This window comes from Reyranella sp. GW821-FHT14A01 (assembly GCF_058803965.1).
The window spans coordinates 299,498-312,651 of the sequence record NZ_JBXAPM010000006.1; the positions used below are offsets into that span (position 1 = coordinate 299,498).

A 13,154-nucleotide genomic window follows, 5' to 3' on the forward strand; every position below is an offset into this window, starting at 1 on the left:
CGGTCGAGCTGGTCGAGGACCGCTCGACCAAGGAGCCGTTCGATCCGGAGCGCAACTGGAGTGGCGCGCTCCAATGATGCAGATCAGGCTGCGAGCCGAGCAGCGATCTTGTCGAGGGATTCCAGGCCGTCGATCGGGCCGAGGGCGGCGAGCGTGAGTTCGCCCTGCAGGAGGCGGCGGGCGACGCGGCGGACGGCGTCCTGGTCGACCGCCTCGATGCGCGAGACGATCTCGGCATAGGGGATCGTGCGGCCGTGCACGATCAGGTGGCGCGCCGCCTGCTCGCAGCGCGCGCCGCTCGATTCGAGCGCCATCAGCGTACCGGCCTTGATCTGGTTGCGGGCGCGCACCAGCTCCTGCTCGTTCAGCGTATCGGCCACGGTCACGAATTCCTCGCACACCGCGGGCACCAGCTCGGCGAGATCGTCCTCGCCGGTGCCGGCATAGATGCCGAACAGGCCGCCATCGGCGTAAGCCGTGTTGAAGCAGTGGATGCCGTAGACCAGACCGCGATCCTCGCGGATGCGTTGGAACAGGCGCGAGGACATGCCGCCGCCGAACAGGGTCGAGTAGATCGCCAGCGCGAAATAGTCGGGATCGCGATAGCCGATGCCCTCGCAGCCCAGCACGATATGCGCCTGCTCCAGCACCCTCTGCTCGCGACCGTCGCCGCCGACATAGGCGAGCGGCACCGGCAGTTCGGCATTGGCCGGCGTGCGCGGCACCGAGCCGAAATGCTTCTCGGCGAGATCGACGATCTGGTCGTATTCGACCCGGCCCGCCGCCGACAGGACCATATTGCCAGCCGTGTAGTGGCGCGCAAGGTAAGCGAAGAGATCGTCGCGGCCGATCGCCTCGACCGTCGTCGCGGTGCCCAGCACCGGCCGGCCGAGCGGCTGGCCGGGCAGCGCGGTTTCCTGGAACTGGTCGAAGATGATGTCGTCGGGCGTGTCGAGCGCCTGGCCGATCTCCTGCAGGATGACGCCGCGCTCGCGCTGCAGCTCGTCGGGATCGAACACCGAGTTGCGCAGGATGTCGGAGACCATCTCGATGCCCAGCGCCACGTCTTCCTTCAGGACGGAGGCGTGATAGGCGGTGATCTCGCGGCCGGTATAGGCGTTGAGGCTGCCGCCGACATTCTCGATCTCTTCGGCGATGGCACGGGCGCTGCGGGTGCGCGTGCCCTTGAAGGCCATGTGCTCCAGCATGTGCGCCATGCCGTTCAGCTCGGCGCTCTCGTGGCGCGTGCCACAGGCGACCCAGATGCCGAGCGACGCCGATTCGACCTCGGGCATCGCATCGACCGCGACGCGCAGGCCATTGCCCAGCGTCGTAACCTTTACATCACTCACGTGCGCACCTTGCTTCTTGTTGCGGGCGCGGCGGCCATCTCCCGGCGTTCTTCGATCATGGATTTCAGGGCCGCGACGTCGTTCGGCATGCCGTCGGCACGCTCGGCGCGCTCCAGCAGGTCGGCGAGACGGGCCGGCAGGCGCGGCCGCGTGCCGGTCGCCTTCTCGACGGCGTCGGGGAACTTGGCGGGATGCGCCGTCGCCAGCACGACCATCGGGATCGCGGTGTCGCGGCGGTGCTGCTGGGCCAGCGCATAGCCGACCGCGGTGTGCGGATCGATCGTCTCGCCGAAGCGCTTCAGGCAATCCTCCATCGCGGCCAAGGTCCCGGCATCGTCGAGCCGGCCGGCGTCGAAGAGCTCACGGACGCCCGCCAGCACGTTGCCGCCGACCTTCAGCGTGCCGGTGGCGCGGAAGGCGGTCATGGCATCGGCCAGGGTGGCGCCGTTGCGGTCGTAGAGGTCGAACAGCAGGCGCTCGAAGTTGCTCGAGATCTGGATGTCCATGCTGGGGCTCAGGGTCGGCACGACCTCGGAGGTCGTCATCGTGCCGCTCTCGAAGAAGCGCGCCAGGATGTCGTTGCTGTTGGCGCCGACCACGAAATGCGAGATCGGCAGGCCCATCTGCTTGGCGGCATAGCCCGCATAGACGTTGCCGAAATTGCCGCTGGGCACGCTGAACGCCACGGGGTGCTCGGGTGCGCCGAGCTTCAGCGCCGCCCAGAAGTAATAGACGATCTGCGCCATCACGCGGGCGAAGTTGATCGAGTTCACGGCCGTCAGCGCATGGCGGTCACGGAACGCGAGATCGTTGAAGCAGGCCTTGGCGAGATCCTGGCAGTCGTCGAACGTGCCCTGCACCGCGATGTTGTGGACGTTGGGCGCCAGCACCGTCGTCATCTGCCGGCGCTGGACCTCGCTCACCCGGCCATGCGGAAACAGCATGAAGATGTCGATGGTCTTGCGGTCGCGCACCGCCTCGATGGCGGCCGAGCCGGTATCGCCCGAGGTGGCGCCGACGATGGTCGCGTGCTGGCCGCGCGCCGTCAGCGTCTGGTCGAGCATGCGGCCGAGGAGCTGCAGCGCCACGTCCTTGAAGGCGAGCGTCGGGCCGTGGAACAGTTCGAGCAGGTGCAGGCCAGAATCGCCCAGCGGCTTCAATGGCGCGACTTCCGGCGTCTCGAACGAGGCATAGGCCTCGCCGATCAGGCGGCGAAACGTGGCCTCGTCGAAAGCGTCACCGACGAACGGCTTCATGACGCGGAAGGCGAGCTCGGCGTAGCCGAGACCCTTCAGCGCGGCGATTTCTGCCTTGCTGAACTGCGGCCATTCGGCCGGCAAATAGAGGCCGCCGTCGCGGGCGAGGCCCGCAAGCATGATGTCTTCGAAGCCGAGCGGCGCAGGCGTTCCCTGCGAGCCGTGGCGGGTACTGATATAACGCAAGGATTCCTCCGGCTAGGCGACCTGCCGACAGGCCTCGTGGTCCTTGCGGACCCGCTTGGTGGAGGCCGGGAACTTGGCCAACGCCTTCGCGGGGCGGGTCGGACGCTTGACCAGATCGCCGCCGCAGTTCGGGCAGTGTCCGCCCAGGCGAGTGTGTGCGCAGTCCGCGCAGAACGTGCACTCGAAGGTGCAGATCAGGGCGTCGGACGCACCGTTGGGCAGGTCCTTGTCGCAGCACTCGCAGTTCGGGCGGAGATCGAGCATGGGTCCCTCTTACGCCTAGAGGTAGCGGCTTTCCAGATGCGCTTTGAAGGCGGCGGCGCCCAGCGGCGCCCCGGTGGCCCCGGTCAGGATCTCGTCGGTCGTTGCGCTCGAGCCCTTGCCGTGCACGTTCGCCCGCAACCAGCCCAGCAGGGGCGCGAAATCGCCCTGCCCGATGGCCTCCATCAGGCCGGGATTGGCGCGGCGGGCGGCGGCAAAGAGCTGGGCCGCGGCCAGCGCGCCCAAGGTGTAGGTCGGGAAATAACCCCAGCCGCCGTCGGGCCAATGGATGTCCTGCAGGCAGCCCAGGGAGTCGTTCGGCGGCACGATGCCCAGCAATTCCCGCGTGCCGTCGTTCCAGGCGCCCGGCAGATCGGCCAGCGCGAGGTCGCCCGCCAGCATCGCCCGCTCCAGCCGGTAGCGCAGCATGATGTGCAGCGGATAGGTGACCTCGTCGGCGTCGACGCGGATGAAGCCCGGCGCCACACGCGTGTAGAGCCGGTGAATATTGTCCTCGCTCCAGGCCGGCCCGTCCTTGCCGAAGGCGGCGCGCATGCGCGGGGCGGCGAAGGCCACGAAGGCGTCGCTGCGGCAGGCCTGCATCTCCATCAGCAGCGACTGGCTCTCGTGCAGGGTCATGCCGCACGCATTGCCGACCGGCTGGCGGCGCCATTCCTTCGGCAGCCCGGCCTCGTAGAGACCGTGGCCGGTCTCGTGCAGCACGCCCATCAGGGCGCGGGCGAAGTCGGCCTCGTCGTAGCGCGTGGTGATGCGCACATCGTCGGACGTGCCGCCGGTGAAGGGATGCGCCGACACGTCGAGGCGGCCGTGATGGAAGTCGAAGCCGATGCGGCGGATCAGCTCCTCGCCCAGCCGGCGCTGCGCCTCGATCGGGAACGGCCCTTCGAGCGGCAGCGGATCGGGCTGGCGCCTCTGGCGTTCGAGCACGCGGCCCAGCAGGTCGGGCAGGAAGCCGCGCAGCTCGTCGAACAGCATGTCGATGCGCGCCGAGCGTCCGCCCGGCTCGAACTCGTCGAGCAGCGCGTCGTAGAGCGAGGTGCCGAGAGCGGCGGCCTTGGCCTCGCCGACGCGGCGCATGATGGTCAGGACTTCGGTGAGCGTGGGCAGCAGCGACTTGAAGTCGGCATTCTTCTTGGCCGAGCGCCAGGCCAGCTCGCAGGCCGAGCAGGCGCGCGTGCGCGCCTCGACGAGGTCGGACGGCAGCGCGCTCTCGTGCACCCAGGACCGGCGCATCTCGCGCAGGTTGGCGGCCTGCCAGGGATCGAGGGAGGCCCTGCCCTCCTCCGCGCGCGCGAGAAGATCGGGCATCTCGGGGGCGGCGATGATCTCGTGGGCGATGACGCCCAGGGTCGCAAGCTGGTCAGCGCGATCCTCGCTGGCGCCGTCCGGCATCATGGTCGAGCGGTCCCAGTTCAGGATCGCCGAGGCGCGACCCACGGCGCTCAGCCGCGCGAAGCGGCGCTCCAGCTCGGCATAGGGATCGTTGGCGATCATGCGACCTTCCGGCGTCCGTTGATCTCCAGCCGCCCGTTCTCCCAGTGATAGGCGAGATAGACGCCGACCAGCGCCAGCGCGATCAGGAACCAGGTGATGGCGTACTGAAGGTGATCGTTGGGAATCTCGAGCCGCGTCTGGCCGCCGACCGGCACGCCGCCGGGATTGGGCGTGGCGTCGGCCTCGAGGAAGAAGGTGTCGAGCTTGGGATCCGGCGCCGCGCCCGCCATCTTGCGCATCAGCGGCACGTCGGCCTGGAACCAGACGTTCTTCTCCGGGACGTTCTCCGGCGCGAAGCGGGCCCGGATCTGCGAGCGGCGCACGATGCCAGTCAGCTCGACCTTGCCCGACGGCTGCACGGCGGCCTGGGTCGCGGCATTGCGGTCGGGCACCCAGCCGCGATCGAACAGGACGATGCGGCCATCGTCGGTCTTGAGCGGCACGATGACCTGCAGGCCGACCTTGTTCTTCAGGCTGCGCGCGGCCAGGAAGAACTCATGGCCGTGCTCGAAAGTGCCGGCGACCTTCACCCTCCCGTATTCATGGCGTAGCGGCGTGCCGCTCAGCAGCTCGTCGAGCGTCATCGGCGGCGCGGCCTGATTGGTGACGATGCGCTGGAGGATGTCGAGCTTCCACTCGCGGCGCTCCATCTGCCACAGGCCGAGCCCCAGCGAGAGCACCAGGATCGGCAGCGAGACGAGCGTGGGCCAGAAAGCGGGCCTCAGCCGGATCATCTATCTCTCCTACTCGTCGAGTTCAGTCGTGCGATGGATGAACTGCTGGGCGACCAGCAGCGCCTTCAGGAAGCGCAGCATGCACACGGCCAATGCAAAGGTGAGCGGCAGCCAGATCACCACATGCAGCCACCACGGCGGCTCGTAGCGGAACTCCACCCAGAAGACGAGCATCATGACGATGGCGCCCAGTCCCAGGATGACGAAGACGGCCGGGCCGTCGCCGGCATCGTTGCCGCGCAGGTCGAGGTCGCAGGTCGCGCAACGATCCACGACGTTCAGCAGGCCGGAGAACAGCCGGCCCTTGCCGCAACGCGGGCAGGCCCCGCGCAGGGCAACGTCGAACGGCGATTGGCGCGGCCAGTCGGACATGCCTGTCTCCCAAAGACGAACCGCCGGGGAGCACCCGGCGGTTCAAAGATAGTGCCTGTCCCGGCCTCAGTGCAGGGCGATCGGCGCCTTTCCGGCACCCCACCAGTAGATGCAGAAGAACAGGAACAGCCAGACCACGTCGACGAAGTGCCAGTACCAGGCGGCGGCCTCGAAGCCGAAATGCTGCCTGGGCTTGAACTGGCCCTTCGCCGCCCGGATCAGGCAGACGATCAGGAAGATCGTGCCGACCAGCACGTGGAAGCCGTGGAAGCCCGTCGCCATGAAGAAGGTCGACGTATAGATGTCCTGGCTGAACGTGAAGGGCGCGTGCAGGTATTCGTAGGCCTGGATGCAGGTGAACACCATGCCGAGGAGGACGGTGCACAGCAGGCCGCGGACGGCATCCTTCTGGTTGCCCTCGACGATCGAATGATGCGCCCAGGTCGCCGTGGTGCCCGACAGGAGCAAGATCAGCGTGTTCATCAGCGGCAGGTCGAACGGCGCGATGATGCTGATGCCCTTGGGCGGCCAGATGCCGCCGGTGGCCTCGGCCCGGACCGGCATGTTCGGCGCGCCGGGATAGAGCGCGGCATCGAAGAACGCCCAGAAGAAGGCCGCGAAGAACAGCACTTCCGAGGCGATGAACAGGATCATGCCGTAGCGCAGGCCGAGCTGGACCACCGAGGTGTGGTAGACGCGCGACTCGGCGATGACGTCGGACCACCACCAGTACATGACGCCCAGAACCAGCAGCAGGCCGGGAGCGAGCGCCCACCAGTGCACCGACTTCATGACGCTCTCGACGCCGGAGCCGAACAGGTTCGGATGCAGCGCGAGCGCGAAGCCGAACGCCAGGATCAGGGCGGCCAGCGAACCCAGCGCCGGCCACGGGCTGGGATCGACGAGATGATAGGGATGCTTGGGAGTACCGCCGGCCATGTTCATCCACCCTTTCCGATATCGTTGCCGGCCACGCTGCCGAGCAAGGTCCTGGCCCGTTCCGTCTTCGCCTCGAAGAATGTGTACGAGAGCGTGATGGTCCGGATGTTGTCGTAGCGCCGATCCTTGTCCAAGTCGGGATCGACGAAGAAGACCACGGGCATGTCCACGGACTGCCCGGGCAGCAGCAACTGCTCGGTGAAGCAGAAGCACTGGAGCTTGTTGAACCACCCGCCGGCTGTCTCGGGGGTGACGTTGTAGGTCGAGGTGCCGACGGCCGGGCGCTGCGAGAGGTTGGTCACGCGGTAGTAGGCGAGGTGTTCCTCGCCCAGCCGCACCGTGACCTCGCGCTGCAGCGGCTGGAACTTCCAGGGCAACGACGTATCGACGTTGGAATCGAAGCGCACCTTGACCGTGCGATCAAGGATCGGCCGGTCGCCGGACTGCGCCACGATAGGCGTGCCGCCGAAGCCGGTGGTGCGGCAGAACAGGTCGTAGAGCGGCGCCGAGGCATAGGCGAAGCCGCCCATACCGGCCGTCGTGAGGAACAGGCGGCGCGCCAGCTTCTTGTTCTTGGCCGCGGTGTCGGGTGTGGACGGGCTCATCCGTAACCGCCCATGCGCACGATCGTCAGTCCGAAGAAGATCGCCACCAGCAGCACGAGGAAGCCTGCGATGAACAGGTTCTTGCCGCGCTGGCGGCGGTGCATGTCGGTATCGCCGGGGCGACGGTCCTGGGCCATGGCCGCGCTCATCCCGCGATCCGGCTCACGACCAGATCGACCGGCAGCGCGGCGAACAGGGCCGCCAGGTAGATCAGCGAGTAGCGGAACATCTTGCGCGCCGCGCCGAAGGACGTTTCGTCGTCGGCGGTACGCCAGACGGCGACCGCGTGGCCGATGAAGCCCAGGCTGAGCGCCAGCGCCACCGAGCCGTAGACCCAGCCGACGGCGCCGAGCAGGGTCGGCGCCAGGGCCACGGGGAGGAGCAGCAGCGTGTAGATCACCATCTGGCGCTTGGTCTCGCGCGGACCCGCGACCACCGGCATCATCGGCACGCCGGCGCGGCGATAGTCGTCGCTGCGATAAAGCGCGAGCGCCCAGAAGTGCGGCGGCGTCCACAGGAAGACCAGCAGGAAGAGCGCAATGCCGACGGCGGAGATGTCGCCGGTCGCGGCGGCCCAGCCGATCATCGGCGGAAAGGCGCCGGCGGCGCCGCCGATCACGATGTTCTGCGGCGTGCGGCGCTTCAGCCAGATCGTGTAGATGAAGACGTAGAACAGGATCGCCGCCGTGAGCAGCGCGGCCGCCACCAGGTTCGTCGACACCGCCATCAGCAGCACCGAGAAGATCGACAGCAGGATGCCGAGGCCCAGCGCATCGTCCGGGGCGACCCGGCCGGCCGGCAGCGGACGGTTGCGCGTGCGCGCCATCAGGGCGTCGAGGTCGCGCTCGTACCACATGTTGATGGCACCGGCCGCGCCCGAACCGAGCGCGATCGCCAGCACGGCAAGCGCCGCCTTGAACGGGTGGACATGCACCGGCGCGATCACCAGGCCGATCCAGCCGGTGAAGACCACCAGCGACATCACGCGCGGCTTCAGCAGGTCGATATAGTCGCGCACGCGCGCGGGCGCGGCGACGCTCTCGATGCTGCCGGTGAAAGTGTGCGCGGTGTCGCTCATGTGCCTTTCAAGGCGAAGGCGCCTTTTTGGGGCGCCTCCGCTCCGTTCCTAGTGGTGTGCCGTCGGCGAGATGTGCGGCAGTTCCTCGAACGTGTGGAACGGCGGCGGCGAGTCGACCGTCCATTCCAGCGTCGTGGCGCCCTCGCCCCAGTAGTTGGCGCCGACCTTGCGGCCGTACATCAGCGTGCCGAAGACCACGAAGATCAGCCAGAAGATCGTCGCGCCGAACGACAGGAACGCGCCGATCGAGGACAGGTAGTTCCAGTGCGACATCGCGTCGGGATAGTCGACGTAGTGGCGCGGCATGCCGGCCAGACCCGAGAAGTGCATCGGGAAGAACGTCAGGTTGACGGCGATGAAGGTGACCCAGAAGTGGATCTGGGCGGCCCATTCCGGATACTGCCGGCCCGACATCTTGCCGATCCAGTAGTAGAAGCCGGCGAACATGCCGAACACCGCACCGAGCGACAGCACGTAATGGAAGTGCGCGATCACGTAGTAGGTGTTGTGCAGCGAGTAGTCGACGCCGGCATTGGCCAGCACCACGCCGGTGACGCCGCCGACGGTGAACAGGAAGATGAAGCCGATCGCCCACATCATCGGGATGGTGAGGCGGATCGAGCCACCCCACATGGTGGCGATCCAGGAGAAGATCTTCACGCCGGTCGGGACGGCGATCACCATCGTGGCGGCCACGAAGTAGGCGCGCGTGTCGACGTCCATGCCAACCGTGTACATGTGGTGAGCCCACACGACGAAGCCAACGACGCCGATCGCCACCATCGCATAGGCCATGCCGAGGTAGCCGAAGATCGGCTTCTTGGCGAAGGTCGAGATGATGTGGCTGACGATGCCGAAGGCCGGCAGGATCATGATGTAGACTTCGGGGTGACCGAAGAACCAGAACAGGTTCAGGAACAGCGTCGGATCGCCGCCGCCCTCGGCCTTGAAGAACGAGGTGCCGAAGTTGCGGTCGGTCAGCAGCATCGTGATGGCGCCCGCGAGGACCGGCAGCGCCAGCAGCAGCAGGAACGCGGTGACCAGGATCGACCAGGCGAACAGCGGCATGCGGTGCAGGGTCATGCCCGGCGCGCGCATGTTCAGGATGGTGGTGATGAAGTTGATCGCACCCAGGATCGACGAGGCGCCCGCGATGTGCAGCGAGAAGATCGCCAGATCCATGCCGGCGCCCTGGTTGAGCGTCAGCGGCGGATAGATCGTCCAGCCGGTGCCCACGCCGCCGCCGATCAGGGCGGACAGCAGCAGCAGGATGAAGGCCGGCGGCAGCAGCCAGAAGCTGATGTTGTTCATGCGCGGGAACGCCATGTCGGGCGCTCCGATCATCAGAGGCACGAACCAGTTGCCGAAGCCGCCGATCAGGCCCGGCATGACCACGAAGAACACCATGATCAGGCCGTGCGCCGTCACGATCGTGTTCCAGAAGTGGCCGTCGGGGGTGCCGTCCGCACCGTTGAAGTACTGCACGCCCGGCTGCATCAGCTCGAGGCGCATGTAGACCGAGAAGCCCGCCCCGATCAGCGCCGCCATGATCGAGAAGATAAGGTACATCGTGCCGATGTCCTTATGGTTCGTGCTGTACAGCCACCGCCGGATGCCGGTCGGCGTGTGATGGTCGTCATGCCCGTGGGCGGAGTGGTCGTGGGCGGCGCCGTGCGCGGTGGCCATTGTAATCTCCTGCGGAGAAGCGCTTAGCGGTTAGCGGGAGTAGCGACGGAAGCGACGTCGGTCGCGGGCGCAAGCCCGGCGGCCTTCTTCTTGTCCGCCACCCATTTGTCGAAGTCGGCCTTGGAGACCACCTTGATGCCGATCGGCATGAAGCTGTGGTTCTGGCCGCAGATCTGCGAGCACTGGCCGAAATAGAGGCCCTCTTCCTTGACGCTGATCCAGCCCTCGTTGAGGCGGCCGGGGATCACCGTCTTCTTGATGCCGAAGCCCGGAACCGTCCAGCCGTGCATGCTGCCGCCCTCGGCGGTGCCGATGACGCGGACCACGGTGTTCACCGGGATCACCATCTCCTCGTCGACGGCCAGCAGGCGCGGCACCTGCGGCTTCAGCTTGGCGCGATCGGCCTCGCTCAGGATACGGCTCTCGACCGTGAAATCGCCCTGGTCGGGGTAGTTATAGGACCAGTACCACTGGTGGCCGGTGACCTTGATGGTCATCGCCGCGTCGGTCGCCTTGTCGCTGTAATAGAGCAGGCGGAACGACGGGATGGCGATCACGACCAGGATCAGGATCGGGATGATCGTCCAGGCGATCTCCAGGAGCGTATTGTGCGTTACCGTGGTCGGCGTCGGGTTACGCGAGGCGTGGAAGCGCCACATTGCGTAGATCAGCAGCACCAGCACGAAGATCGAGATCAGGAAGATGATCACGACCAGCAGGTCGTGGAGCGATTCCACCCGCTCCATGACCGGCGTGAAGGGCGGCGGAAAGTTCAGCTGCCAATCGTGCGGCACGCCTATGACCTTCTGCGCCTGAGCCGGGCCTGCGAGGCCGAATCCGACCATCGCCGCTACCAGTCCGAGAATGCCCAATACGCGCTTAAAGACCATGCATCCGTCCCCTCGCCGGTTAGATCCTGACGGGTTTTCCGACCCGCAAAATCCCCCGCATTTCAAACGGGTAAGTACCAGATATAGCCGTGGGTGGTAACGGGTTTTCGACCCCGCTCGGTATGTGGCGGCCAGTCGCAGCCGCGCACCTTCGGTGGACGACAGCGCAGGTGCAGCAAAGGTCCGGTGGGCGCCCCGAAGTTGCCGCTTGTCTTTCGAGGACCGGCCTTTAAGGTCCCGCCGGCCGCGGCAGGACCGCGGAATCGCCTAAGGAAACCGTCATGCGGCTTGCCATTCTGACGCCCGTCCTTGCCGTCATTCTCATGTTTGCAGGAGCAGCCTCCGCCATGGATAAGGAAAATACCCTCTATATCGACCTGAAGGACGGCCGCGTCGTCATCGAGATGCGCCCCGACCTCGCCCCCACCCACGTCGCCCAGATCAAGAAGCTGGCGCGCGAGGGCAAGTATGACGGCGTGGTCTTCCACCGCGTGATCGACGGCTTCATGGCGCAGACCGGCGACCCGACAGGCACCGGCACCGGCGGCATGGGCGAGACGCTCAAGGCCGAGTTCTCCAAGGAGCCGCATACCCGCGGCGCGGTCTCGATGGCCCGCACCAACGACCCGAACAGCGCCCGCAGCCAGTTCTTCATCGTCTTCAAGGACTCGAACTTCCTCGACGGCCAGTACACCGTCTGGGGCAAGGTCACGTCCGGCATGGAGTTCGTGGACAAGATCAAGAAGGGCGCCCCGGGTTCGGGTGCCGTCTCGGCGCCGCCGGACAAGATGATCAAGGTCCAGGTCGCAGCCGACGCGAAGAACTGAGCTCCTCGCGTCCTGCGCTGCTTGTTACTTGGTAACGGTGTGGAAGGCCTTGGCAATGACCTGCCAACGGCCTTCTACTTTTAGAAGCGTCAGATAGTCCGTGAAGTAGCGCGGCGGGATCTGGCACTCGACCTTGGCGAAGGCCGTCGCCGGGCCCGAGAAGTCGATCGACACGATACGATCGCGGCGCTCGCTACCGCTCTCCTTGGCCGACTTGCGGCTCTCCACCATCTTGAACCAGTCGGCGCGCGGCATGTCCGCGGCCTTGCCATCGGCAGCGGCACTGTAGAGGTGCGAGGCAGGATGGAACGCCTCGCCCAGCTTCTTCGTGTCGCCCTCGTAGAGCCCGTCGAAATAGACCTGAAGCACCTTCTCGATTGCCGCGACGTCGGAACTCATCTCTTCATCTCCCTCGTTCAAATCGCGCCGTTGGGCGCCACCAGAATCTTGCCGTTGCGCCCGCCTTTGTCGGCATGCGCCAGCGCGTCCTTGATCTTCTCGATCGGATAGACCGTGTCCACCGGCGCGTGCAGCGTACCCGCCATCACCTGGTCTGCAAGCCCGGCATAGATTTCGCGGATCTTGGCGGCGTCGCGCTTGGCGAGGCCGCGGCCCAGCATGAAGCCGGTCAGCTTGACGCCGCGATAAATGAAGTTGCTGCGGCCCACCCTGGGATCCTCGCCGCTCATCGAACCGTAATGAACGACCGTGCCCTCGGTCGCGACGCAGTCGACGATGCGTCCGGTCGCGGCCCCGCCGATCGCCTCGATACCGAGCCGGATCGCCGCCTTGCCGGTCTCCCCGGCGACTCGGTCCGCGAGATCGTCGCCGTCGACCAGCACGACATCGGCGCCCAGCGCCTTCAGCTCGTCCGCGAGTTCGGCCCGGCGCACGACATTGACGGTGCGCAGGCCGCGCTGATGGGCCTGCACGATCAGCAGCCGCCCCACCGCCGAGTTGGCGACGTTCTGGATGACCCATTCCCCGGCCTGCAGATCGACGAAGTCCGACAGCATCAGCCGCGCGGTCGGCGGGTTGATGCGCACCATCGCGGCCTGGCGCAGGTCGATGCCGGCTGGCAGCGGGATGGCGTCGTCGCCCTTCACGCGCCGCTTCTGCGTCCAGTTTTCGCGCTGCAGGTTGATGACCAGGTGGCCCGCTTTCACATGCTTCACGGCCGAGCCGACCGCGGTGACCCGGCCGACGCATTCCGCGCCGGGGGTCGCGGGCAGCGGCGGCTTCAGCCGGTAGCTTCCCTTGCAGAACCACATGTCGGCGGGATTGATCGGGAAGGCCAGCACGTCGAACACGACCTCGTCGGCCGCCGGCTCGCCCACGTCGGGAACCTCGGCGCAGCGCGCCACGTCCCACGGCCTCCCGTACCGATCGATCAGCACCTGCTTCATGCTGCGCCTCCGCCCGATGAAAGCGGGCACTTTGTTGGCCCGTCGAT

The 13,154-nt window shown here is 66.7% G+C and carries 15 protein-coding genes; 1 reads left to right on the forward strand and 14 read right to left on the reverse strand.

Annotation, left to right across the window (positions count from 1 at the left end; translation table 11 throughout):
• Positions 1-83: 83 nt before the first annotated feature.
• The 12 genes from AC1ROX_RS12700 to coxB form a co-directional block, all read right to left on the reverse strand.
• The gene (locus AC1ROX_RS12700) at positions 84-1,352 is read right to left on the reverse strand and encodes a M16 family metallopeptidase (RefSeq protein ID WP_493125993.1); all 1,269 of its coding nucleotides are present in this window, start codon (positions 1,350-1,352) and stop codon (positions 84-86) included.
• The gene (thrC, locus tag AC1ROX_RS12705; protein ID WP_493125995.1) at positions 1,349-2,794 is read right to left on the reverse strand and encodes a threonine synthase; all 1,446 of its coding nucleotides are present in this window, start codon (positions 2,792-2,794) and stop codon (positions 1,349-1,351) included. The genes AC1ROX_RS12700 and thrC overlap by 4 nt, the downstream gene beginning before the upstream one ends.
• A 12-nt stretch (positions 2,795-2,806) precedes the next feature.
• On the reverse strand, positions 2,807-3,058 hold the full coding sequence (locus tag AC1ROX_RS12710) for a DUF1272 domain-containing protein (RefSeq protein ID WP_493125997.1): 252 nt from the start codon (positions 3,056-3,058) through the stop codon (positions 2,807-2,809).
• A 15-nt stretch (positions 3,059-3,073) separates the two neighbouring features.
• Positions 3,074-4,570 carry a carboxypeptidase M32 gene (locus tag AC1ROX_RS12715; protein WP_493125999.1) on the reverse strand — a complete coding sequence of 499 codons (1,497 nt, stop codon included), beginning with the start codon at positions 4,568-4,570 and terminating at the stop codon, positions 3,074-3,076.
• Complete coding sequence (locus AC1ROX_RS12720) at positions 4,567-5,304, reverse strand: SURF1 family protein (protein WP_493126001.1); 738 nt, start codon at positions 5,302-5,304, stop codon at positions 4,567-4,569. Before AC1ROX_RS12720 ends, AC1ROX_RS12715 begins: the two co-directional genes overlap by 4 nt.
• A 9-nt stretch (positions 5,305-5,313) precedes the next feature.
• Complete coding sequence (locus tag AC1ROX_RS12725) at positions 5,314-5,676, reverse strand: DUF983 domain-containing protein (RefSeq protein WP_493126003.1); 363 nt, start codon at positions 5,674-5,676, stop codon at positions 5,314-5,316.
• 66 nt (positions 5,677-5,742) lie between these two features.
• Positions 5,743-6,615 carry a cytochrome c oxidase subunit 3 gene (locus AC1ROX_RS12730; RefSeq protein ID WP_493126005.1) on the reverse strand — a complete coding sequence of 291 codons (873 nt, stop codon included), beginning with the start codon at positions 6,613-6,615 and terminating at the stop codon, positions 5,743-5,745.
• 2 nt (positions 6,616-6,617) lie between these two features.
• On the reverse strand, positions 6,618-7,220 hold the full coding sequence (locus tag AC1ROX_RS12735) for a cytochrome c oxidase assembly protein (RefSeq protein ID WP_493126008.1): 603 nt from the start codon (positions 7,218-7,220) through the stop codon (positions 6,618-6,620).
• Positions 7,217-7,369 (reverse strand): cytochrome c oxidase system small membrane protein, encoded by a 153-nt coding sequence (locus AC1ROX_RS12740; RefSeq protein WP_493126010.1) that lies wholly within the window; start codon positions 7,367-7,369, stop codon positions 7,217-7,219. The genes AC1ROX_RS12735 and AC1ROX_RS12740 overlap by 4 nt, the downstream gene beginning before the upstream one ends.
• Positions 7,366-8,298, reverse strand: a complete 933-nt coding sequence (gene cyoE / locus AC1ROX_RS12745) for a heme o synthase (protein ID WP_493126012.1) — start codon at positions 8,296-8,298, stop codon at positions 7,366-7,368. Before cyoE ends, AC1ROX_RS12740 begins: the two co-directional genes overlap by 4 nt.
• Positions 8,299-8,346: 48 nt before the next feature.
• Complete coding sequence (gene ctaD, locus AC1ROX_RS12750) at positions 8,347-9,984, reverse strand: cytochrome c oxidase subunit I (RefSeq protein WP_493126014.1); 1,638 nt, start codon at positions 9,982-9,984, stop codon at positions 8,347-8,349.
• A 23-nt stretch (positions 9,985-10,007) separates the two neighbouring features.
• Positions 10,008-10,874: a cytochrome c oxidase subunit II gene (coxB, locus tag AC1ROX_RS12755; RefSeq protein ID WP_493126016.1), complete on the reverse strand. Its 867-nt coding sequence runs from the start codon at positions 10,872-10,874 to the stop codon at positions 10,008-10,010.
• Positions 10,875-11,221: 347 nt separating this feature from the next.
• Here coxB and AC1ROX_RS12760 point away from each other — a divergent pair, with 347 nt between their 5' ends.
• On the forward strand, positions 11,222-11,701 hold the full coding sequence (locus AC1ROX_RS12760) for a peptidylprolyl isomerase (RefSeq protein WP_493126018.1): 480 nt from the start codon (positions 11,222-11,224) through the stop codon (positions 11,699-11,701).
• 24 nt (positions 11,702-11,725) lie between these two features.
• Here AC1ROX_RS12760 and AC1ROX_RS12765 read toward each other — a convergent pair whose 3' ends face one another.
• On the reverse strand, positions 11,726-12,100 hold the full coding sequence (locus AC1ROX_RS12765) for a nuclear transport factor 2 family protein (RefSeq protein ID WP_493126020.1): 375 nt from the start codon (positions 12,098-12,100) through the stop codon (positions 11,726-11,728).
• 17 nt (positions 12,101-12,117) lie between these two features.
• Positions 12,118-13,107, reverse strand: coding sequence for a zinc-dependent alcohol dehydrogenase family protein (locus AC1ROX_RS12770; protein WP_493126022.1), 990 nt, complete (start codon positions 13,105-13,107; stop codon positions 12,118-12,120).
• Positions 13,108-13,154 lie beyond the last annotated feature (47 nt).